General features: G+C 73.9%; 17 protein-coding genes and 2 pseudogenes. 15 read left to right on the top strand and 4 right to left on the bottom strand.

Going from position 1 to position 20,906, the window contains the following annotated elements:
* Window positions 1-5: 5 nt before the first annotated feature.
* A complete protein-coding gene (locus K7I03_RS23945) occupies window positions 6-776 on the bottom strand; it encodes an SDR family NAD(P)-dependent oxidoreductase (protein ID WP_185940479.1) in 771 nt (256 codons plus the stop codon).
* Window positions 777-989: 213 nt separating this feature from the next.
* Between K7I03_RS23945 and K7I03_RS23940 the strand changes: the two genes are divergently transcribed.
* The 3 genes from K7I03_RS23940 to K7I03_RS23930 all read left to right on the top strand — a co-directional run bounded on the left by K7I03_RS23940 (window position 990) and on the right by K7I03_RS23930 (window position 3,791).
* Window positions 990-1,778 carry a phosphatase PAP2 family protein gene (locus K7I03_RS23940; RefSeq protein ID WP_185940480.1) on the top strand — a complete coding sequence of 263 codons (789 nt, stop codon included), beginning with the start codon at window positions 990-992 and terminating at the stop codon, window positions 1,776-1,778.
* A gap of 5 nt (window positions 1,779-1,783) precedes the next feature.
* Complete coding sequence (locus K7I03_RS23935; protein ID WP_185940481.1) at window positions 1,784-2,824, top strand: S66 family peptidase; 1,041 nt, start codon at window positions 1,784-1,786, stop codon at window positions 2,822-2,824.
* A gap of 340 nt (window positions 2,825-3,164) precedes the next feature.
* Entirely contained in the window at window positions 3,165-3,791 is a 627-nt protein-coding gene (locus tag K7I03_RS23930; protein ID WP_185940482.1) for a winged helix-turn-helix domain-containing protein, read from the top strand.
* Window positions 3,792-3,804: 13 nt separating this feature from the next.
* Here K7I03_RS23930 and K7I03_RS23925 read toward each other — a convergent pair.
* Window positions 3,805-4,239, bottom strand: a pseudogene (locus tag K7I03_RS23925) (MMPL family transporter); the annotation flags it as partial.
* 274 nt (window positions 4,240-4,513) lie between these two features.
* Here K7I03_RS23925 and K7I03_RS23920 point away from each other — a divergent pair.
* The 6 genes from K7I03_RS23920 to K7I03_RS23895 all read left to right on the top strand — a co-directional run bounded on the left by K7I03_RS23920 (window position 4,514) and on the right by K7I03_RS23895 (window position 11,134).
* Window positions 4,514-5,779 carry a sensor histidine kinase gene (locus K7I03_RS23920; protein ID WP_185940483.1) on the top strand — a complete coding sequence of 422 codons (1,266 nt, stop codon included), beginning with the start codon at window positions 4,514-4,516 and terminating at the stop codon, window positions 5,777-5,779.
* Window positions 5,780-5,919: 140 nt separating this feature from the next.
* Complete coding sequence (locus K7I03_RS23915) at window positions 5,920-6,348, top strand: cupin domain-containing protein (RefSeq protein ID WP_185940484.1); 429 nt, start codon at window positions 5,920-5,922, stop codon at window positions 6,346-6,348.
* A gap of 96 nt (window positions 6,349-6,444) precedes the next feature.
* A complete protein-coding gene (locus tag K7I03_RS23910; protein ID WP_185940485.1) occupies window positions 6,445-7,092 on the top strand; it encodes a LuxR C-terminal-related transcriptional regulator in 648 nt (215 codons plus the stop codon).
* Window positions 7,093-7,473: 381 nt separating this feature from the next.
* Entirely contained in the window at window positions 7,474-7,641 is a 168-nt protein-coding gene (locus K7I03_RS23905) for a hypothetical protein (protein ID WP_185940486.1), read from the top strand.
* Window positions 7,642-7,932: 291 nt separating this feature from the next.
* Entirely contained in the window at window positions 7,933-8,727 is a 795-nt protein-coding gene (locus K7I03_RS23900) for a tyrosine-protein phosphatase (RefSeq protein WP_185940487.1), read from the top strand.
* A gap of 394 nt (window positions 8,728-9,121) precedes the next feature.
* Window positions 9,122-11,134, top strand: a complete 2,013-nt coding sequence (locus tag K7I03_RS23895; RefSeq protein ID WP_185940488.1) for a hypothetical protein — start codon at window positions 9,122-9,124, stop codon at window positions 11,132-11,134.
* 209 nt (window positions 11,135-11,343) lie between these two features.
* On the opposite strand, the gene K7I03_RS23890 is transcribed toward K7I03_RS23895, so the two are convergent.
* Both K7I03_RS23890 and K7I03_RS23885 read right to left on the bottom strand, forming a co-directional pair.
* Window positions 11,344-12,003, bottom strand: coding sequence for a TetR/AcrR family transcriptional regulator (locus K7I03_RS23890; protein ID WP_224347190.1), 660 nt, complete (start codon window positions 12,001-12,003; stop codon window positions 11,344-11,346).
* Between the two features lie 39 nt (window positions 12,004-12,042).
* Window positions 12,043-13,395: pseudogene (locus K7I03_RS23885) on the bottom strand (alpha-amylase); the annotation flags it as partial.
* Window positions 13,396-13,699: 304 nt separating this feature from the next.
* Here K7I03_RS23885 and K7I03_RS23880 point away from each other — a divergent pair.
* The 6 genes from K7I03_RS23880 to K7I03_RS23855 all read left to right on the top strand — a co-directional run bounded on the left by K7I03_RS23880 (window position 13,700) and on the right by K7I03_RS23855 (window position 20,839).
* On the top strand, window positions 13,700-15,004 hold the full coding sequence (locus K7I03_RS23880; protein ID WP_185940490.1) for an extracellular solute-binding protein: 1,305 nt from the start codon (window positions 13,700-13,702) through the stop codon (window positions 15,002-15,004).
* A gap of 103 nt (window positions 15,005-15,107) precedes the next feature.
* Window positions 15,108-15,989: a carbohydrate ABC transporter permease gene (locus tag K7I03_RS23875; protein WP_221902480.1), complete on the top strand. Its 882-nt coding sequence runs from the start codon at window positions 15,108-15,110 to the stop codon at window positions 15,987-15,989.
* Window positions 15,986-16,843 carry a sugar ABC transporter permease gene (locus tag K7I03_RS23870; protein WP_185940492.1) on the top strand — a complete coding sequence of 286 codons (858 nt, stop codon included), beginning with the start codon at window positions 15,986-15,988 and terminating at the stop codon, window positions 16,841-16,843. Before K7I03_RS23875 ends, K7I03_RS23870 begins: the two co-directional genes overlap by 4 nt.
* A 284-nt stretch (window positions 16,844-17,127) precedes the next feature.
* Window positions 17,128-18,768: a glycoside hydrolase family 13 protein gene (locus K7I03_RS23865; protein WP_185940493.1), complete on the top strand. Its 1,641-nt coding sequence runs from the start codon at window positions 17,128-17,130 to the stop codon at window positions 18,766-18,768.
* 97 nt (window positions 18,769-18,865) lie between these two features.
* Window positions 18,866-19,951, top strand: a complete 1,086-nt coding sequence (locus tag K7I03_RS23860) for a LacI family DNA-binding transcriptional regulator (RefSeq protein ID WP_185940494.1) — start codon at window positions 18,866-18,868, stop codon at window positions 19,949-19,951.
* A 42-nt stretch (window positions 19,952-19,993) separates the two neighbouring features.
* Entirely contained in the window at window positions 19,994-20,839 is an 846-nt protein-coding gene (locus K7I03_RS23855; protein ID WP_185940495.1) for a phosphatase PAP2 family protein, read from the top strand.
* Window positions 20,840-20,906: the final 67 nt, after the last annotated feature.

The raw sequence follows: 20,906 nt of genomic DNA, 5'->3' as shown, positions 1-20,906 counted from the left end.
CCCTCTCAGCGCTGCGGGAGCGAGCCGACGAGGCCGCCGTCGACGATCAGGTCCTGGCCGGTGATGTACGCCGCGTCGTCCGACGCGAGGAAGGCCACCGCCGCCGCGATGTCCTCCGGCCGTCCCAGCGTGCCGAGCGGCACGTCGGCGGTGTTGCGGGCGTGCTGGGCCGGGTCGGTGACGGACTCCCGGTACATCTCGGTGTCGATGTAGCCGGCGCTGACGGAGTTGACGCGGATGCCGCGCGGCGCGAAGTCGGCGCCGAAGGTGCGGGCCAGGTTGTGCACGGCCGCCTTGCCGGCGGAGTAGACGGAGGCCACGGCCATGCCGCGGTGCAGGGTCCAGGAGGCGTTGAGGACCACCGCGCCGCCCCTCCGCAGCAGCGGCAGTGCTTTGCGCACGGTGTAGAAGACGCCCTTGACGTTGACGTCCAGCATCCGGTCGACGTCGTCCTCGGTCAGCTCCTCGGCGGGTTTGAAGATGCCGATGCCCGCGTTGGCGAAGACCGCGTCCAGGCCGCCGCGCCAGGACTCCACGCGGCGCATCAGCGCGTCGAGGTCGGCCGGGGAGGCGGCGTCGGCGCGGACGGCCAGGACGCGGTCCGGGTCACCGCCGAGGGCCTCGCCGAGTTCCTCGACCGCGGCCTTGAGGCGGGCGTCGTCCCGGCCGGTGATGGCCACGTACGCGCCCTCGTCGAGGAGGCGGCGGGCCGTGGCGAGGCCGATGCCGCTGGTGCCGCCGGTGATCAGGACCGTCTTGTCGGTGAAACGATTCATGCCTCAGATCGTCGGATCGCGGGCAAGGGTCTGGGGAGCGTGTGCCGAACCTGTTGTCGGCACCACCACGCTCGCGCCGTCCGCCGCCACCCGGCCGGCTCGCCGGGCTGGAACCTTCCCCCTTCCCGGGGTCGTCTCCAGTCCCCGAGGCGCTCGCCCACGATGCAGGATGAAGGGATCCCAGCGGTGACCGCACGTTCTTCGAGGACCGGCGTGAGCCGCGGGCGCGGCGTCCGTGCCGGGGTCTCCCCCGTCCGCGCCGGGATCCCGGCCGCGGCCGCCCTGCTCGGGCTCCTCGTGCTGGCGGTGCTGGTGCTCCGGCACGGCAGGGGCGGCTTCCCGGTCGACGTGGACGTCCGTGCCTGGGCGCTCGCCCACCGGCCGGCCGTCGGAGTCGCCGCCGCCCGGGCGGTCACCGCCACCGGCACCGGCCCGTTCCCCTATCTCCTGGCCCTCCTCGCCGGGTGGCTCGCCGTGCGCGGCGGGCGGCGGCGGAAGCTGTGGGCGGCGGGCGCGGCGGTGACCGTCCTGGCCTGCGGGCAGGCCGTCCGGTACGCGGTGCTGGAGTCGGTCGCCCGGCCGCGGCCGCCCGTCGACGGCTGGGCGACGCACGCCGACGGCTGGTCGTTCCCGTCCGGGCACACCTCCACCTCGGCCATCGCCGCCGGCCTGGTCGCCGCCGCCGTCCTGCTCCGCTCCCGCCGGGCCGCCGGGCCCGTGGTCGCGGTGGCCGGGTGCTGGGCGGTGGCGGTGGGGCTGAGCCGCGCGTACCTCGGCGTGCACTGGTTCACCGACGTCGTCGGCGGCTGGCTGTTCGCGACGGTCTGGCTGGGCGCCTGCGCGTGCGCCGCCCTCCGCCTCCTGCCCGGCACACGGTACGGGTCCGTGCTGCTGGACGGCCGGAGGGACGGGGACGGGAGCGGGGACGAAGGCGGGGACGAGGACGGGGGACGGAGGCGGGGGAACTCGGAAGCGCACCGCCCCCACCCGCCCCTAGGGTGACCCGCATGCGCCCCCAGTACCCGTCGAAACCCCGCCCCGGTGACCGTGTCGCCGTCGTGTCCCCCTCGTCCGGGCTGCCCGGTCTCCTCCCCCTCCCCTTCGAGCTCGGACTGCGGCGGTTGCGGGAGGAGTTCGGGCTGGTGCCGGTGGAGTATCCGGCGACCAGGAAGCTGGGGGCGTCGCCGCGCGAACGGGCGGACGACCTGCACGCCGCCTTCGCGGATCCGGACATCACCGCGGTGTTCAGCAGCATCGGCGGCGACGACCAGCTCACCGTCCTCCCCCACCTGGACCGGGACCTCGTCCGGGCGCACCCCAAGCCCTTCTTCGGCTACAGCGACAACACCAACCTCCATGCCTGGCTCTGGAATGCGGGCGTCGTGAGCTACCACGGCGCGAGCGTCATGGTGGAGCTGGGCCGGCCCGGGGCCCTGCACCCCGTGACCGCGGCCTCGCTGCGGGCCGCGCTGTTCGGCTCCGGGCCGTACGAACTGGTCGAGGCGCGGGAGTTCAACGAGATCGACCGGCCCTGGGACGACCCCGAGACGTTCCGGAGCGCGCCCATGATGCGCCCCTGTCAGGGGTGGGCCTGGCGGAACCCCGACCGGGTGGTGGAGGGCGTCTCCTGGGGCGGCAACATCGAGATCCTGTCCTGGCTGCTCATGGCCGACCGGGAGATCCGCGAGCCGGCGGCGTACGAGGGGTGCGTGTTCTTCTTCGAGACCTCGGAGGACCAGCCGCGCCCCGCCGACGTGTACGGGATCCTGCGCTCCCTGGGCGAGCGCGGGGTGCTGCGCCGCTTCCCCGCCATCCTGGTGGGCCGGGCGAAGGGCTGGTCGCTGGACCGGCGGCGCGGCCCCGAGGAGGCGGACGGCTACCGGCGGGCGCTCCGGGCGGCGGTGGAGCGCGCGCTCGACGCGTACGCCCCCGACGTGCCGGCCGTCTTCGACGTCGACCTCGGGCACACCGACCCGCAGCAGGTGATCCCGTACGGGGGCACGGTCCGGGTGGACGGGCCGGCGCGGCGGATCACGGTGACCTACTGACGCGGCGGGGGGAGAGAAAGGGGGCGGCCTTCCCTCCCACCCCCTCCCCCGCGTTCCTGGTCACATGCCCGGAACGGGCCTGCTGCCCCGCCCGCGGCCGTGCTTCAATAGGGGCATGGCCAGCCACCGGAACATCGCGAAGGGTCGCAGCGACCTCGAGCCCTTCTGGCCGTCCCGTCAGCACCACGACTTCGACCGAGTGTGTTGTCGCGCGTGTCCTTCCGCGCAGGCCCACTCCCCTCGCTGACCCCCGTCGAAGTCAGCCGCCGGCACCGCTGCCGGCCAACGGCCCGCGCCCAGCACGTCTTTTCGACGTCCACCGCGCGAAAGAGCTGAGCTCATGTCGAACCTCCGTACGCTGACCGCCGCTGCGACCCCGACCCCCTCCCCCCTCCGTCCCACCACCCACCCCACTGCCTCCTCCCTCCCCGCCCAGCGCCACCGTCTCCGCGCCGTCGCTCCCGACGAGGCACCGCCCGTCGCCGACCTGCTGCATCCGGGGGCGACCTGGCTGCCGGCGCCGCAGGAGGCGCTGCCGGTGCTGCCGGGCCGGCCGCCGATGGTCGGCTACCTGGTGCTCGTACCGGCCGACCGGCAGCCCGCCGGCGGTGTCGGCGCCGGCCAGGTGACCGCCGGCGAGCGGGGTGACGGCCTGCCCGCCACCGGCCGGGGCGACAGCCTGGTGAGCATCGATCCCGACCAGCGCATCGCCCGCGTCGCGGGCCGGCCGCTGGACCTCACCTACCTGGAGTTCGAGCTGCTGGCCCACCTGGTCGCCCACCCTCACCGGGTGCACACCCGCGACCAGTTGGTGACCACCGTGTGGGGCTACGGGCACGTGGGCGACGGCCGTACGGTCGACGTCCACGTGGCCAGACTCCGCCGCAAGATGGGGGTGGAGCACCGGTCGTCGATCGTCACCGTGCGCCGCGTCGGCTACAAGTACGCGCCCCCGGCCGCTATGTGACGTTCCATCAGATCCTCGGCGTCCGCCAGCCGCGTTCGCCGAGGAGGGCCAGCACCGCCGGCAGCAGCACCATCCGCACCACCGTGGCGTCCAGCAGGACCGCGACCGCCAGGCCCACGCCCATCTGCCGCATGTCCTGCATCGACAGGGTGGCGAAGACCGCGAAGACCGCGACCATGATGGCGGCGGCGCCGGTGACGGCGCCGGCCGTCGCGCGGACGCCGTCCCGGATGGCGTCCGGTGCGGTGAGCCCGGACAGCCGGGCCTCGCGGATCCGCGAGACGACGAACACGTGGTAGTCCATCGACAGCCCGAAAAGGACGACGAGCACGAACAGCGGCAGCCACGCCTCGACCGCCCCGGCGCTCTCCACGCCCAGCCACGACGCGCCCCAGCCGTGCTGGAAGACGGCGGTGAGCACCCCGTACGCGGCGGCCACGGACAGCAGACGCCGGCGGGGAGGCGGGTACGGCCCGGGGCGCCGGCCCCGGGTTCGTGGGGATCGTCATGCCCCTCACGCTAGGAACGGAAGCCGCGCCTCCCCAGCCGTCCCGCACCCCTGTCGCCGGGACGGAAGGCCAGGTGAGAGGGTGTTGCCAGGTACACCCCCGGTCCGCCGCCCACACCCCGTGACCGGGCGGCCGGCGGGACGGCAGACTGGGACCGGATCCGGGGGCGACCGCCCCGGACGGGCCACGGAACGACGGGGGAACGACAAACCCATGAGGATCAGCAGAGCTTTCGGCGCCCTCGCGAGGTCCACGGGACTCGCGTGGTCGGGGGTGCTGGCGTCGACCCTCGTCTACACCTACGCGGTGGTGTCGCTCTGCCTGGTCCCCGTCGGGATCGGCGTCCTCACCACCCCGCACGCTCTGCGGGTCCTGCGGGCGTACGCCGACCGGCGCAGGGCGCGGGCCCAGGAGTGGTCGGACGTCCACATCCCCAGCCCGTACCAGCCGCTCCCCACCCGCCGTGGCTTCCTGGGGCAGGCCGAACGCACCCAGGCGCTGCTGCGCGACCCGGCCACCTGGCGCGACCTCCAATGGCTGCTGGTCGACATGACCGCCGGCTTCTTCCTCGCCGTGCTGCCGTCCGCGCTCGTCCTCTACCTGCCGTGGGGCGTCGTCCTGGCCGCCGGCGTGTGGAAGCCGATCGTCGAGGCCGGCGGCAACGTGTGGTTCACCTTCCTGCCCATCAGCGACCAGAACACCGCCAACATGGCCGCCGCCCTGGGCGCGGTCTACGCGGTCCTCGGCGTCGCCTTCGCCCCGTTCCTGCTGCGCGCCGACTTCCGGCTGGCCCGTACGCTCCTGCGGCCCACGGCGCAGCGGGAGATGGCGCTGCGCATCGAGCACCTGACGGAGACCCGGCACGACGCCGTGGACAGCTCCGCCGCCGAACTCCGGCGCATCGAACGGGACCTGCACGACGGCGCGCAGGCGCGGCTGGTCGCCATGGGCATGAGCCTGGGCACCGTCGAGGCGCTGATCGAGAAGGACCCGGCGCAGGCCAAGCGGCTGCTCGCCGCCGCCCGCGCGGACTCCGCCGAGGCCCTGACCGAACTGCGCGACCTGGTACGCGGCATCCACCCGCCGGTGCTGGCCGAACGCGGCCTCGGGGACGCCGTCCGGGCACTGGCGCTGCGGCTGCCGCTGCCCGTCGAGACGGCGGTGGACCTGCCGGGCCGGGCGCCCGAACCGATCGAGTCCGCCGCGTACTTCGCCGTGAGCGAGCTGCTCACCAACGCCGTCAAGCACTCCGGCGCCCGCCTGATCCGGATCGACCTGTACCACGCCGGCGGGATGCTGCGGGCCGCCGTCACCGACGACGGCCGGGGAGGCGCCGACATCGGCGGCGGCACCGGGCTGCTGGGGGTCGAGCGGCGGCTCGGGGCGTTCGACGGGGTCCTGGCGGTCAGCAGCCCGCCGGGCGGGCCGACGATGGTCACGATCGAGATCCCGTGCGCTTTGACGGCGGTGGCCGGATGAGGGTCGGCCAAGCGGCTCACCTGAAAGCCGGCTCCGCGGCCGGCTGACCTCATTCACCCCTCCGGAAACGCCGGCCCCGCCCGTACCGCCCGCCTCACCGCCGGGCGGCGGCGGGGCCGGCGCGGTGGCACAGTGGACGCATGCCGGAGACCTCGCCCCTGGTGGCCCTCTACGGACTGCGCCCGCACGAGGAAGGCGGCTGGTTCCGCGAGACCTGGCGCACCTCCCGAACCGCTGTGCCCGACGGCTACCCGGGCCCACGGCCGTTCGCGACGGCGATCCTCTACCTCCTGCACCCGGGCGAGCGCTCCCGCCGGCACCGGGTGCGCTCCGACGAGCTGTGGCTGTGGCACCGCGGCGGCCCGCTGCGGATGCGCCTGGAGGGCATCGGCGGCGACGGGGACGCCGAACGGCTCCTCGGGCCGGTGGCCGAGACCGGGCAGTGGCCGCAGGTGCTGGTCCCGGGCGGGGCGTGGCAGTCCGCCGAGCCCGCCGGCGACGAACCGGTGCTGGTGTCCTGCGTGGTGGCCCCCGGCTTCGACTACGCGGACTTCACCCTGGAGCGGTGACCCGGGCGGCGGGGGCGGCCCACGGGAGAGCATGGGAGACCATGGTGACACCGGGCCCACGGGGGGCACGGGCCTGATCACCACCGTGGAGCCGTTGTGCGCGTCGTCATCGCCGAAGACCTCTTCCTGCTGCGTGACGGGCTGGTGAGGTTGCTGGAGGCATACGACTTCGAGGTCGTCGCCGCGGTGGAGAGCGGCCCCGAGCTGAGCCGGGCCCTGTCCGAGCTGCGGCCGGACGTGGCGGTGGTGGACGTCCGGCTGCCCCCGTCGTTCACCGACGAGGGCCTGCAGTGCGCGCTGGCCGCGCGCAGGGCCGTCCCGGGGCAGCCGGTGCTGGTGCTGTCGCAGCACGTGGAGCAGTTGTACGCGCAGGAGCTGCTGGCCGACGGCACCGGCGGGATCGGCTACCTGCTCAAGGACCGGGTCTTCGACGCGGAGCAGTTCGTGGACGCGGTACGGCGGGTGGCGGGCGGCGGTACGGCGATGGATCCGCAGGTCATCTCCCAGCTGCTGACCCGGCGTTCGCAGGACGCGCCGATGGCCCGGCTGACGCCGCGCGAGCGCGAGGTGATCGAGCTGATGGCCGAGGGCCGGTCGAACACGGCCATCGCGGAGCGGCTCGTCATCACCGAGCGGGCGGTGGCCAAGCACACCTCCAACATCTTCGGGAAGCTGGGGCTCTCCCCTTCCGACGACGACAACCGGCGGGTGCTGGCGGTGCTGGCGTACCTGGACCGGGGCTGAGGCGGGGGCGCGCGCCCCGCGTGTACTCCGCGCGGGCTCGGCGCGTGCCCCCCACGCCACGCGCGACCCCGCACCGCGCGCCCCTCTGAGGCTTCCGAAACTCACTGTTGCCGGTGTGCATCCTGGTGCTATCGTCAACGGCGGTGCGCAGCATGGGGCTTCCGCCCATAAAGAAGGAAGCCTTCCGCTTTTTCCGACCGTTACCCGACCCGCACGGCACGCACGGTCCCGCCGCCCCTGCGGCCGGTGCCCCCTCGAACCGGTCCGTCCTCTTCTCTCCCCCCACCCACGCACCGGACGAGCCGCCTGCTCCAGGTCGGTTCCCTTCGCCCTGCCCGACCGGCAGGAGTCAGACGTTCACGGATCAGGAGAGCACCCATCATGCGACTGTCCATGAAGACCGCCGTCATCGCCTCCACCACCCTGCTCGGCCTGGGCGCGGCCGCCCCCGCCATCGCGGCGCAGGAGTGCGCCGCCAAGTCCATCCTGGGCGTCAACAACACCTGCAAGGCGGTCACCAAGCAGACGCCGGGCCCGTTCGGCTTCTGATCCCGAACAGGCCGCTGGACCGCGAACGCGTGGGGTGCGGGGCATCGTACGGCCCCGCACCCCGCGTCCGCCCTCTCCCACGGCCGGATGGAGTACGCGCGTCCGGCCGGGAGGGGGCGTACGACTTTTCCCGAGCGCCCGGGCACGGCCCCCGCGCCTTCCTCCGCCCCGGCGAAGCGACCCTCGCACGGTGGTGCCGTCGCGGGCTCGGCTACGGTTCTCCACAATAAAAGTGGAAAGCGGAAAAACGCCCGCGACAGTGCCGAAGGCCGACAAGAGGGAGACGCGCGCATGCCGCAGTTCGACGCCTCGACCATCATCAACCTCCGCGACCTCGGCGGCATCGCGCTCGTGGGCAACTCCGCCGTCCGGCCCGGCCTGCTGCTGCGTTCCGGCCAGCTCGACCGGCACGACCCGGTCGCGGACCCGGCCGTCGCCGCGCTCGGCATCCGCACGGTGGTGGACCTCCGCAGCGAGAACGAGCGCCGCGAGCACCCGGACCGGCTGCCGCGCGGCGCCCGGCTGATCGTCGCCGACGTCCTCGCCGAGGGGACGCTCCCGGGCGGCGCCGCGATGCCGGCGCGCATCGAGTCGGTGCTCGGCAGCCCGGCCGCCGCGGACGAACGCCTCGGCGGCGGCAAGGCGGAGAAGCTGATGTGCGAGTCGTACCGCGCGTTCGTCACCTCCGACGCCGCCTGCCGCGCCTACGGCCGGCTGCTCACCACCCTCGCCGAACCGGACTGCGGGCCGCTGCTGTTCCACTGCACGGCCGGCAAGGACCGCACCGGCTGGGCCGCGACGGTCCTCCTGCTCCTGCTCGGCGCCTCCCGGGAGACGGCGGAGGAGGAGTACCTGGCGGTCGCGCCCGCGGTGCGGGCCGCCTTCGCCCCGATCACCGACCGCTTCGCCGCGGCCGGCGGCGACCCCGAGATCGCCTCCGCGGTCTTCGGCGTCCGCCCGGCGTACCTGGCGGCGGCGCTGGAGGAGGTACGGCGGCTGTACGGGACGGTCGAGGGGTACGTACGGGTCGGGCTGGGCGTCCCGGACGCGGCCGTGAACCGGATCCGCGCGCGGTACGTGGCGTAGGAGCGCGGGGCGCGTCGGGCGCGGGACGCGGTGGCGCGCGGGCCTCGGGTCTGGTGGCCCCCGCTCGGGCGCCCCATTCATCAGGCCGACCACCCGCCCGCGCGGCAGGACACGACCGGGGCGCGACGACGTACAGCCACCAGGACGTACGGACGCGAGCGCGGACGGACGCCCAGACGCCCGGCCCCGGGAGCCCGGCGCCCCCGCCGCCGCCCCTCCCCCAACGGACGCTCCGTTACGCGGGCGCCGCCACACGTGGGCGCGCACGCCGCAGCCCTGGGCTTCCGGCCCCGCCACAGAGCGCGAGCGCCCCTCCCCCAGCCGGGTGGCGCACCCGTGCGCCGTCGCTCGCCGGGGTGAGGTGACCATCCCACCATTCACTCGTTCTACCGACGTGGAGCAGCAAGCGACAGCCCCCCGGCCCCCCGCCGGCAACGACGCCCCCGCCGGTCACCCCAGCACCCCCAGTCCCGTCAGCCCCCTCTGCCCCCTAGATATCGAGCAGGCCGAGGCCGCGATCGTCGAGCACTATCCCCGCCTGGTGCGGCTGGGCTACCTCGTACTCCCCGCCGGTCTCGGCCGCAACCGCAGGGTGCTCACGGCGCACGCGCTGGTGCAGCGGTCCCTGCCGCGCAACCGGGTGAGCCTCGTCGAGTGCGCCCCGGACACCGTCCCGGGCCCACGCGGGCCGGAGGAGCGGCGGAACGACGACCCCGGCTACGCGTACGTCCGGCTGCGGGTCCTGCGCGGCGCGCTGGCGGCGGGCCGGCCGCGCGGCCGGCTGTGGCCGCCGCGGCCCGGGCTGCTGCCGCCGCCGCTGCCGCAGGTGTGGGGGCTGCGCCTGTTCCCCCGCTCGGGAGGCGCCGACGAACTGGCCCTGGACCAGGCGCTCGGCCGGCTCTCGCCGCCCGCCCGGGCCGCGTTCGTGCTGCGCGCCCTGGAACTGCCGACCGACCGGGAGGTGCGGGCGCTGCTGGCGGCGGCCGGGGTGGCCGAGCCGGGCGCGGCCCTCTCCGAGGCCGCGGCCGCCCAGGTGCCGGCGGGTTCCCGGGACGGTTCGCTGCTGAAGTCCGCGGAGTTCGACCCCTGCTCGCTCCAGGCCCGGCCCACCGACCTGATGCGCCGCCGCCAGCACCTGCGGGCCGCGGCGGCGGCCCTCGCGGCGACCGCGGTCTGCGGCGTGCTGCTCGCCGTGCCGGGCGGCGGCTGGGGGCCCGACGGCGCCGCGGCCCCGGCGTACGCCCGGAACGCCGCCGCCGAACAGGCCCTCGATCCAGGCAGGTTGACCCGCGCCCCGGCCGACGCCTGGCGCCGCGCCGACCGTCCGGGCTTCGCCTCCTGGCCCGCCCGCGGCGACCGTACGGACGACGAGGCGCTGCTGCGCCGGGCGCTGTCCGTCTGGGCCCGCCCGGGGAGCACGGTCCAGGTGACCGCCACCCCCGGCACCCCGGCCGGGCCCGCGCCCGGCCCGCCGCAGCTGCTGTACGCGGGCGCGGTGGACTCGGCGGTGGTCGTCCTGCTCTACGACGGCCTGCGCGTCGTGCGGTACGCCGAGCCGAGGAACGGTGACGCCACGGCCGCCGCCCTGGACTTCGCGCGGACGGACGCGGCGGACGCCGACGCGGCGACGGCCGTCGTCCTCGGCCGCACCGACGGCAACGTCCGCTACCTGACGGCCCCTTGGGTCGCGTCGACGGCCGTCCGCGACCTCCTCGACCCGGCCGGGGCCGCCCAGCCGCTGCACCGGAGCGCGGACGGGGTGACGGACCCGACGGCCGGTCCCGCGGCGGCGGGCGACTGCCGGTCCTGGCCGGTGCTCCAGCTGGGCGGGCGGCTGGTGACGGACCTCGGCGAGCTGGTCCCGGCGCGGCTCACGGGCGGGGCGCCCGCTCCGGGCCCGACGACCGGGGACGCCGACACGGGCGCGGCCGACCGCGCCGTCTGGGCGCACACCGCCTGCCTGCTGCCGAGCCTGCGCTCGCAGGGCGTACGGGCCGTCAACGCCTGGCGGTTCGCCCGGCAGCCGCTGCCCGGCGGGGCGGGCGTCGCGGAGTGGCTGTGCACCCGCGCGGAGACCTGGCGCGGGGCGGGCAGCCGTGCGGTCGCCGGGTTCCTGACGCCCGGCGGCCGGCCCGCCGCCCAGGCGGCCGTCGTCGCCCGCGCGGAGGACACCCCGGCCTGCGGCACCCGCCAACCGCACGCCCTGGCAGGCGCGTTGTGGAAGTCGCCCGGCGGGAACTGGTACGCGCTGGCGGCGGGCAGTCCGGACATCGTCTCGATCACCTCGACGGGCGGCGTCCACGGCACCGGGGCCGGCCCGGCCCTCGCCCTCCCGGCCGGGCAGGGCGCGGTCGCCCGGCTGGCCGGGCGGACGCGGGACGGGAAGCGGGTGGCCGCGCTGCGGTGACGCCGGGGACGCAGTGGGGTGGCCAGGGCCGGGCGCGGCGTCACCGTCGGCCGGGCCCGGGCGGCGCCGGGCCACAGCGCCGCCCAGGCCGGGGCCGTGGCCGTGGTCGGGTCCGACAGCGGCGCTGGGGCCGGGCCGGCGATGACACCGGGGCCGGGCCGGCGGAGACAGCGGCACCGGGCTGAGGCGACGCCGACGGTCGCGTGCGGTCAGAGCGCGGCCAGCGCCGTCGCCGCCTCCGTGAACGGGCCGTCCGCCGGCTCCTCGGCCACGATCCGGCGCAGCACGGCCGCCATCCCGTCGTCGTGCGCCGCGCCCACCGCCGTCAGCGCCACGAACGAGTGCACGAGCTGCGACTCCAGCTCCGCGCGCGGGATCCGGCGGCCGTCCGGCCACCACCGGGCGGCCGTCTCCGCGACCGAGATCCACGACCGCAGGACCACCTCCAGGCGGGGGCCCGGCGTCTCGACGCCCAGGTGCGCGAGCAGTTGGCCGTACGCCGCGTCCCGCACCCCGTCGATCAGGTCCGGGTGCGCGCGGAGCAGCGTGAAACGGCCGGAGCCGTGCGTCTCGACGAAGTCCAGGAACCGGCCGGCGACGGCCAGCAGCCCCTCACCGGGCGGGAGTTGGTCCGACGCCGTCAGGAGTTCCGTGAGGTCGTCCGCCGCACGGCGCAGGGCCGCCTCGTAGAGGCTCTGCTTGCCCGCGAAGTAGTGGTAGACGAGGGGGCGGGAGATGCCGGCCGCCGCGGCGACGTCGTCGAGGGAGACGTCCTCGGGGGGCCGTTGGCTGAACAGGTCCAGGGCTACGGTGATCAGTTGCCGGCGGCGCTGTTCCACGTCCATTCTGCGGGGCGGCCGGGGGTTCATGGGGGCATCCTAAGCGGTCGGTTGGGGGTGGGGGTGGGGTGCCCCCACGTGCAACACCAGCGCCGTCTCCGCCGCCACGGACGCCGTGAACCGCCCGTCCCGCCCCACACGCACCCGCCGTCCGCTCAGGACGTCGCGGTAGTCACCGGCCGGGAGCGCCGTGGCGAAGGTGCGGGCGACGGCGGTGCGGCCGTGGTTGATGACGATGTAGCCCTTGGCGCCCCGGCCGAAGGCGACGGCGTCGGCGCCGTCGTCCCACCACCGCGTGACCCTCGTGCCCCGCACCGCGTCACGGAAGGCGACCATGCGGGCGGTCTCGGGGAGCCGGTGCTCGTAGGTCCAGCCGTCCCCCGGCGCTCCCGCGTCGCGGTCGGTGAAGGCGTACCCGGAGTGCACGTCAGGAGACCCGTAAGGCCACGCCAGCATGGCGACGTTGGCCAGCGCGTACGCGGGACCCGCCGTGCGGTTGAGCGTGCTGCCGTCGCGCTCCGTGTCCCAGTTGTCGACGAAGACGGACGCCTTGCCGCCGGGCACCCACCCGCGCGCCTCGCCAAAGCTCCGCAGCTCGGCCAAGTGCCCCTGCCCCGGCGTCATGACGCGCTTGAGCTCGCGGGCGTAGCGGAACTCCTGTACGTCGCCCGTGCCGAGGTACTCCTCCGGGCGGACGGCCTCCCCCGCGCCGTAGATCGTCTCCTGCTTCCAGTAGACGTCCGGCTTGCTCAGCCGCGCCTTGACGGCCGCCAGGTCGGTGCTCGGGATGTGTTTGGCGGCGTCGATCCGGAAGCCGTCCGCGCCGAGCGAGAGCAGGTCGTCGAGGTAGCGGGCGAGGCGGTCGCGGACCGCCTCGCGGCCCGTGTCCAGGTCGGACAGGCCGACGAGTTCGCAGTTCTGGACGTCGTCCCGGCTGGTGTAGTCGGAGACGGGCCGCCGGCAGCGGTGGAAGTCGGCGTCCCCGTACGTACCGGGGTAGTCGTACTTCGTGTACGCCGTGCCGCCGGTGCCCCTACCGGAGCCGGCGGACATGTGGTTGAGCACCGCGTCGACGACGACCTTCACCCCGGCCCGGTGGCAGGCGGTCACCATGTGTGCGAAGGAGGCGCGGTCGCCGAGCCGGCCGGCGATCCGGTAGCCGACGGGCTGGTACGAGGTCCACCACTGCGGGCCCCGGATGTGCTCCTGGGGTGGCGACACCTGGACGTAGCCGTACCCGGCGGGCCCGAGCGCGGCGCCGCACTCGCGGGCCACGTCGCCGTACCGCCACTGGAACAGGACGGCGGTGACGTCCCGTCCGCCCGGTGCGGCGGCCCGCGCCTCGGGGGCGGGGAGCGTGGCCCCGGCCAGCAGGGTGAGGACGGCGGCCAGGGCCCTCCGTACGACGGTACGACGCGGCATGTCGGCTCCCGTGATGGCGGGGTGGGGGGGATGCGGGGGTGGCGGGGTGGCGGGGCGTGGAACGCGCGCGAGGGCCGCAAGGCGGCTGCAAGCGCGCTGCAAGAAGGCGGCAGCCCCGCCGCGCCCCGAGACCGTACGAGCCCCACCCGCCCCGGTCAACCCCTCAGGACACGGTCCGGTGACGACGCCGGAATCCCCGCTTTCCCTCCTTGCAAGGTCTTTCGCAAGAGATTGCAGCCTGTTAGCTTCCTCCTCAGCTCGGGCCGCCCGCTCCAGGATCGGCCCTCGTGATGAGGAGAACCGGATGCGAAGAGGCATATCGGTCGCCGCCGTCGTCGGTGTGCTGGCCCTGACCGTGACCGCCTGCGGCAGTGACGGCGGTGGGGGCGGGGGCGACGGGTCCAAGGCGGCCAAGGATCCGGGCGGTGTGAGCGGGACGGTCACCTGGTGGGACACGTCGGACGCGACCAACGAGGCACCGGCGTTCAAGAAGCTGGTGAAGGACTTCGAGACCAAGTACCCGAAGATCAAGGTCGATTACGTCAACGTGCCGTTCGACCAGGCGCAGCAGAAGTTCAAGACGGCCGCGTCCACCGGCAAGGGCGCCCCGGACGTGCTCCGCTCGGACGTCGGCTGGACGCCGGGCTTCGCGCAGCTCGGCTACCTCAAGGACCTCACCGGGACGCCGGCCCTGGACAAGCGGGACGACTTCCTCGAAGGGCCGTTGAAGAACGCGGCGTACGAGGGCAAGACGTACGGCGTCCCGCAGGTCACCGACACGCTCGGGCTCCTCTACAACAAGGACCTCTTCAAGAAGGCGGGCGTGGACAAGCCGCCGGCCACCTGGCAGGAGGTCAAGGAGGCGGCGAAGAAGGTCAAGGAGAAGGCGGGCGCGGACGGCATCGGCCTCAGCCCGGACAGCTACTACTCGCTGCCGTTCCTCTACGGCGAGAAGAGCGACATGGTCGACGCGGCGGCCAAGAAGATCACCATTTCCGACGCGGCGTCCCGCAAGGGCATCGAGACCGCCGTCGACCTGGTGAAGTCGGGCGCGGCGCCCAAGCCGGCGGGCACCGACGGGTACAACGCTCTGAAGACGGACTTCAAGAACGGCAAGCTGGCGATGCTGGTCGACGGCCCCTGGGCGACCAAGGAGCTGTTCGGCGGCGAGGCGTTCAAGAACAAGGACAACCTGGGCATCGCGGCGGTGCCGGCGGGGTCGACCGGGGTGGCGGGGGCTCCGGTGGGCGGACACAACCTGGTGGTCTACGCCGGATCGGGGAACTTCGACGCGTCGTACCTCTTCACCCGGTTCATGACGGACGCCGAGCGCCAGACCGAGATCTCGAAGGCGATCGGGCTGCTGCCGACGCGCAAGGCGGCCTACACGCCGGAGGTGCTGGCCGACCCGGTCCGCAAGTCCTTCCACGAGGCGCTGGCCACGGCGCACCCGCGCCCGCCGATCCCGCAGGGCGGCGACCTGTTCACCGTCTGGCTCCAGCACTACACCCGGATCCTGACGCTCAAGGAGGAGCCGCAGGCGGGTCTGGACGCCACGGCCAAGGAGTGGAAGTCCGCCCTCCTCAAGGACTACGCGGTCCAGGAGTAATGCCGTGACCGCTGCCGTGACCACGACCGCCCGCTCCCGCCCGCGCCCCGGCCTGCTGGCGCGCGCCCGCCGGTCCTTCGACACCCACTGGTACGCCTGGGCGATGGTGCTGCCGGTGGTCGTCGTCCTCGCCGTCCTCGTCGGATACCCGCTGGGCCGGGGGATCTACCTCTCCCTCACCGACGCCAACGAGGCCAACGTCGGCCGGACGATCGGCGTCAACCACATCCCGTCCACGTACGAGTTCGTCGGGCTGGACAACTACTGGAAGGTGCTCTCCGGCCAGGAGGGCCACTTCTACGGCCGGCTCGGCTGGACCGTCGTCTGGACGGCCGCCTGCGTCTTCCTGCACTACGCGATCGGCCTCGGCCTGGCCCTGCTGCTCAACCGCACAATGCGCTTCCGGGCGCTGTACCGGGTGCTGCTGATCCTGCCGTGGGCGGTGCCGGCGTTCGTCGCCACCTTCTCGTGGCGGCTGATGTTCAACGCGAAGTACGGCGTGCTGAACGCGATGCTGGAGAAGCTGGGCGTGGGCGCGGTGGACTGGCTCGGCGACAGCACGCTGCAGAAGATGGCGGCCGTCGCGGTCAACGTGTGGCTCGGCGTGCCGTTCATGATGGTCGCGATCCTCGGCGGGCTGCAGTCCATCCCGGCCGAGCTGCACGAGGCGGCCGAGATGGACGGCGCCTCGCCCTGGCAGCGGTTCCGCCATGTGACCCTGCCGGGGCTGCGGCCGGTGAGCGGGACGGTGATCCTGCTGGGCACCATCTGGACGTTCAACATGTTCCAGGTCATCTACCTGCTGATCGGGCAGGGCGCGAGCTCCGAGAGCGAGATCCTCGTGACGTACTCCTACCGGCTGGCCTTCCAGGGCATCCGGGACTACGCGGGCTCGGCGACGTACGGGATCCTCATCCTCTCGCTGCTGCTGGTGTTCGCCGTGTTCTACCGCAGGCTGCTGGCACGGCAGGAGGAGGCGCGATGAGCGGCGGTACGAAGGTGCGGGCCCGGGCTCGCGGGGAGCGGTCGCGCGGCGCGTCCGTCGCCCTGCACGCGACGCTGGTCGTGGCGTCGCTGGTCTCGCTCTTCCCCGTCCTCTTCATCGTCTTCGTCTCGCTGCGGGGGCGGGACGGCTGGCAGGAGCCCACCCGGTTCTCGGGGTTCGGGTTCGGGAACTACACCCACATCTTCGGCGAGACCAAGTTCCTGACCTGGTTCGGCAATTCGCTGATCGTGGCGCTGGGCGCAACCGTCGTCGGCGTCCTGATCGCGGCTACCGCCGGGTACGCGGTGTCGCGGCTGCGGTTCCCCGGCAGCCGGCCGCTGATGTGGACGTTCCTCGTGGTGCAGATGTTCCCGATGGCGGTGCTGATCGTGCCGCTCTACAACATCCTCGGCCAGTTGAAGCTGCTGGACTCGTACGGCGGTCTGATCCTGACGTACTGCTCGATCTCCGTGCCGTTCTGCGCCTGGATGCTCAAGGGCTACTTCGACTCCATACCCGCCGAGATCGACGAGGCCGGGCGGGTCGACGGGCTGACCCCCTTCGGTACGTTCTGGCGGCTCATCCTCCCGCTGGCCCGGCCCGGCCTCGCCGTCACCGGCTTCTACTCCTTCATCACCGCCTGGGGTGAAGTCGCCTTCGCCAGCCAGTTCATGAGCAGCGAGGAGCACTACACCTTGGCGGTGGGGCTCCAGACGTTCGTGGGGCAGCAGAAGGCGGAGTGGGGGCTGATGACGGCGGCGGCCGTGCTCATCACCGTGCCGGCGGGGCTGGCGTTCTTCTTCGCCCAGCGGCACCTCGTCGCCGGGCTGACGGCCGGCGGCACGAAGGGGTAGCCCTCCGGGCGGGGTTGTGCCCCGGTCCCTCCCCCAGAGGGGGGACCCCCACTTCGCCGCTTCCTGGGGCTGCGCCCCAGACCCCCTTTTCGCGGCTTCGCCGCTCGTCCTCAAACGCCGGACGGGCTGAAAGTCAGCCCGTCCGGCGTTTGAGGACAGCGCGCGCAGCGCGCTTCAGGGGTGCGGGCCCTCCCGCGGAAACGGTGAAAGGGCGGGACCGGGGCACCAGACCGCCGCAGGCGCCCCACCACCACCCTCCCCAACCCTCACCCGATAGGACCCGCATGACCCACAACCTCGCGCCCACCCCCACCACATCCACCACCCCGTCCGGCACGGACGAGTGGTGGCGCCGAGCCGTCATCTACCAGATCTACGTCCGCTCCTTCGCCGACAGCGACGGCGACGGCATCGGCGACCTCCGCGGCATCCGCGAACGCCTGCCGTACCTGGCGGAGCTGGGCGTGGACGCGGTGTGGCTGACGCCGTTCTACGCGTCGCCGCAGGCGGACGGCGGGTACGACGTGGCGGACTACCGGGCGGTCGACCCGCTGTTCGGTGACCTCCAGGACGCGGACGACCTCGTCCGCGAAGCGCACCGCCTCGGCCTGCGCGTCATCGTGGACATCGTGCCCAACCACACCTCGGACCGGCACGCCTGGTTCCGGGAGGCGCTGGCGGCCGGCCCGGGCGGCCGGGCACGGGCGCGCTACCACTTCCGTCCGGGACGCGGCACGGCCGGCGAGCTGCCGCCGAACGACTGGGAGTCGGTCTTCGGCGGCCCGGCCTGGACGCGCACCGAGAACCCCGACGGCACCCCCGGCGAGTGGTACCTCCACCTGTTCGCCCCCGAACAGCCGGACCTCAACTGGGACGACCCCGAAGTGCGCACGGAGTTCGAGTCCGTGCTCCGCTTCTGGCTGGACCTCGGCGTGGACGGCTTCCGCATCGACGTGGCGCACGGCATGGTCAAGGCCCCCGGCCTGCCCGACATCGGGCGAAAAGAACAGGCCAAACTCATCGGCGCCCAGGTGCTGCCGTTCTTCGACCAGGACGGCGTCCACGAGATCCACCGTTCCTGGCGCCGGCTGCTGGACTCCTACCCGGGGAACCGGATCGGCGTGGCGGAGGCGTGGGCGCCGACGTCCGAGCGGCTGGCCCTGTACGTCCGCCCGGACGAACTGCACCAGGCGTTCAACTTCCAGTTCCTGACCTGCGCGTGGGGCGCGGAGCCGATGCGCGAGGTGATCGACGCGTCACTCGCCGCCACCCACTCCGTCGGCGCGCCCACCACCTGGGTGCTCTCCAACCACGACGTGGTGCGGCACACCACCCGCTACGGCGGCGGCGAGCGGGGCGCCCGCCGCGCCCGGGCCGCCGCTCTGCTGATGCTGGCGCTGCCGGGATCCGCCTACGTCTACCAGGGCGAGGAGCTGGGGCTGCCGGAGGTCGTGGACCTGCCGGACGAGGTGCGCCAGGACCCGGCGTTCTTCCGGGGGGACGGCCAGGACGGCACCCGCGACGGCTGCCGGGTGCCGCTGCCGTGGTCGGGCGAGGAGGCGCCGTACGGCTTCGGGCCGGGCTCGGGTCCGGAGGGCAGCTGGCTCCCCCAGCCCGCCGAGTGGCGGACGCTGTCGGTGGCGGCGCAGTCCGGCGACCCCCGCTCGACGCTGGAGCTCTACCGCTCCGCGCTCGCCCTGCGGCGCGCCCTGCCCGGGCTCGGCGCCGGGGAGATGACGTGGCTGTCGGCGCCGGAGGGCGTGCTGGCGTTCGCCCGGCCGGGGTTCGTCTGCACCCTCAACACCCTTCCGGAAGAGGTGGAACTGACAGTTCCGGGGCGTCCGGTGCTCGCCACCGCCGCCCTGGAATTCCACGGCGGAGCCGCCCGGCTGCCCGCGGAATCCTGCGTCTGGTGGGAAGTCTGAGATGGCGTCCGACGGAAAGCCCAGGACGGCGTCCGGTGGGAAGCCCCGGACGGCGCCCGGTGGGAAGTCCGGGACGCGACCGGTACAGTCACCTCCCGTGACCGCACGGCTGGCCGATATCGCAGCCCAGGCGGGTGTCAGCGAAGCAACCGTCAGCCGCGTCCTCAACGGCAAGCCGGGGGTGGCCGCCTCCACCCGCCAGTCCGTGCTGGCCGCACTCGACGTCCTCGGCTACGAACGGCCGGTGCGGCTGCGGCAGCGCAGCGCCGGCCTGGTCGGGCTGATCACGCCCGAGCTGGAGAACCCCATCTTCCCGGCCTTCGCCCAGGTGATAGGGCAGGCCCTGACGCGTCAGGGCTACACGCCCGTGCTGGCCACCCAGACCCCCGGCGGCTCCACCGAGGACGAGCTGACCGAGATGCTGGTGGAGCGCGGGGTCGCCGGGATCATCTTCGTCTCCGGCCTGCACGCCGACACCTCCGCCGACATGCAGCGCTACGAGCGGCTGCGTGCGCAAGGCGTCCCGTTCGTCCTGATCAACGGCTTCTCGGCGCACGTCAGGGCGCCGTTCGTATCTCCCGACGACCGGGCCGCCATGCGCCTCGCCATCACCCATTTGGCGGAGCTCGGCCACCGCAGGATCGGCCTGGCCCTGGGCCCGCACCGGTACGTGCCGGTCCAGCGCAAGATCGAGGGCTTCCTCGGCGGCATGCAGGACCAGCTCGGCCTGGCGCCGGACGACGCGGCGGAATGGATCGAGCACTCCCTGTTCACCCTGGAGGGTGGACAGGCGGCCGCCGCCGCGCTCCTCGGACGCGGCTGTACGGCCGTGGTGTGCGCCAGCGACATGATGGCCCTGGGCGCGGTCCGCGCGGCCCGCAGGGCGGGCCTGGAGGTCCCCCGCGACGTCTCCGTCGTCGGCTTCGACGACTCCCCGCTGATCGCCTTCACCGACCCGCCACTGACCACGATCCGCCAGCCCGTGCGCCCCATGGGCCAGGCGGCGGTGCGCGCCCTGCTGGAGGAGATCGGCGGGACGCCCGCGCCGCACAGCGAGTTCGTGTTCCTGCCCGAGCTGGTCGTCCGCGGTTCGACGGCCTCGGCGCCGGCCGCGCGGAGCGGCGTCCCGGGCGCCCGTACGACGTCCGCGCGCCCGGCCGAAAGCGCACCAAACCCGACTTGAGGTCGATCTGCGCTCCTGCGGACTCTGGCACACTGTGGGCCTATGGGTGAAGCGACAGCAAGGACCCTGGAAGGCCGCACGGCCTCCCCGCCGCCCAACGGGGAATGCGGGGACAGGCCACCCGCGGACCGGCCGTCGCGGCGCGGACCGCGGACGCCGCGCCGCCCGCGGCTGTGGTTCGAGGTGCTGCTCATCGCCATCGGCTACTGGACCTACTCCCTGGTCCGCAACGCCGTTCCCGAACAGCGGGCCGACGCGCAGCGCAACGCCGACTGGATCTGGTCCACCGAGCAGACGCTCCACATCGCCGTGGAGCACACCGTCAACAAGGCCGTGAACTCGGTGACGTGGCTCATCGTCGGCATGAACTACTACTACGCCACCCTCCACTTCGTCCTCACCATCGGCGTCCTCGTCTGGCTCTACCTCCGGCACCCCGGCCGCTACGGCGCCGCCCGCCTCGCCCTCTTCGCCACCACCGGCGTCGCCCTCCTCGGCTACTACCTGTACCCGCTCGCACCCCCACGGCTCATGGACGACGGCCCCGGCTTCGTCGACACCGTCCTCCAGCACCACACCTGGGGCTCCATGGCCTCCGGCAACCTCGCCGACGTCTCCAACCAGTACGCGGCGATGCCGTCCATGCACATCGGGTGGTCGGTGTGGTGCGGTGTCACCATCGCGCTGTTGGCGCGGTGGGTGTGGGTGCGGGTGCTGGGCGCTCTATATCCGGTGGCGACACTCGCCGTCATCGTCTCGACGGCGAACCACTTCTGGCTGGACGCCGTCGGGGGGCTGCTGTGCCTCGCGTTCGGGTTCGCGGTGTCGTACGCGTGGTACCGGGCGTTTCCGTACCGGCTGGCGCGGCAGGTGGCCGCTTCGCGGTGAGGGTGCAAGCCCCCGCACCCCCGAAGCGCCCTGGGGGCGCTGTCCTCAAACGCCGGACGGGCTGAAT

The organism is Streptomyces mobaraensis, from assembly GCF_020099395.1.
In the GTDB taxonomy this organism is placed as follows: Bacteria; Actinomycetota; Actinomycetes; order Streptomycetales; family Streptomycetaceae; genus Streptomyces.
This window is presented reverse-complemented; position numbering and strand designations above follow the sequence as displayed.

Coding starts and splice junctions, on each gene's coding strand:
- K7I03_RS23945 (WP_185940479.1), bottom strand. CDS start 776: ATGAATCGTTTCACCGACAAGACGGTCCTGATCACCGGCGGCACCAGC.
- K7I03_RS23935 (WP_185940481.1), top strand. CDS start 1,784: ATGCGCCCCCAGTACCCGTCGAAACCCCGCCCCGGTGACCGTGTCGCC.
- K7I03_RS23930 (WP_185940482.1), top strand. CDS start 3,165: ATGTCGAACCTCCGTACGCTGACCGCCGCTGCGACCCCGACCCCCTCC.
- K7I03_RS23920 (WP_185940483.1), top strand. CDS start 4,514: ATGAGGATCAGCAGAGCTTTCGGCGCCCTCGCGAGGTCCACGGGACTC.
- K7I03_RS23915 (WP_185940484.1), top strand. CDS start 5,920: ATGCCGGAGACCTCGCCCCTGGTGGCCCTCTACGGACTGCGCCCGCAC.
- K7I03_RS23905 (WP_185940486.1), top strand. CDS start 7,474: ATGCGACTGTCCATGAAGACCGCCGTCATCGCCTCCACCACCCTGCTC.
- K7I03_RS23900 (WP_185940487.1), top strand. CDS start 7,933: ATGCCGCAGTTCGACGCCTCGACCATCATCAACCTCCGCGACCTCGGC.
- K7I03_RS23890 (WP_224347190.1), bottom strand. CDS start 12,003: ATGAACCCCCGGCCGCCCCGCAGAATGGACGTGGAACAGCGCCGCCGG.
- K7I03_RS23880 (WP_185940490.1), top strand. CDS start 13,700: ATGCGAAGAGGCATATCGGTCGCCGCCGTCGTCGGTGTGCTGGCCCTG.
- K7I03_RS23875 (WP_221902480.1), top strand. CDS start 15,108: ATGGTGCTGCCGGTGGTCGTCGTCCTCGCCGTCCTCGTCGGATACCCG.
- K7I03_RS23870 (WP_185940492.1), top strand. CDS start 15,986: ATGAGCGGCGGTACGAAGGTGCGGGCCCGGGCTCGCGGGGAGCGGTCG.
- K7I03_RS23865 (WP_185940493.1), top strand. CDS start 17,128: ATGACCCACAACCTCGCGCCCACCCCCACCACATCCACCACCCCGTCC.
- K7I03_RS23855 (WP_185940495.1), top strand. CDS start 19,994: ATGGGTGAAGCGACAGCAAGGACCCTGGAAGGCCGCACGGCCTCCCCG.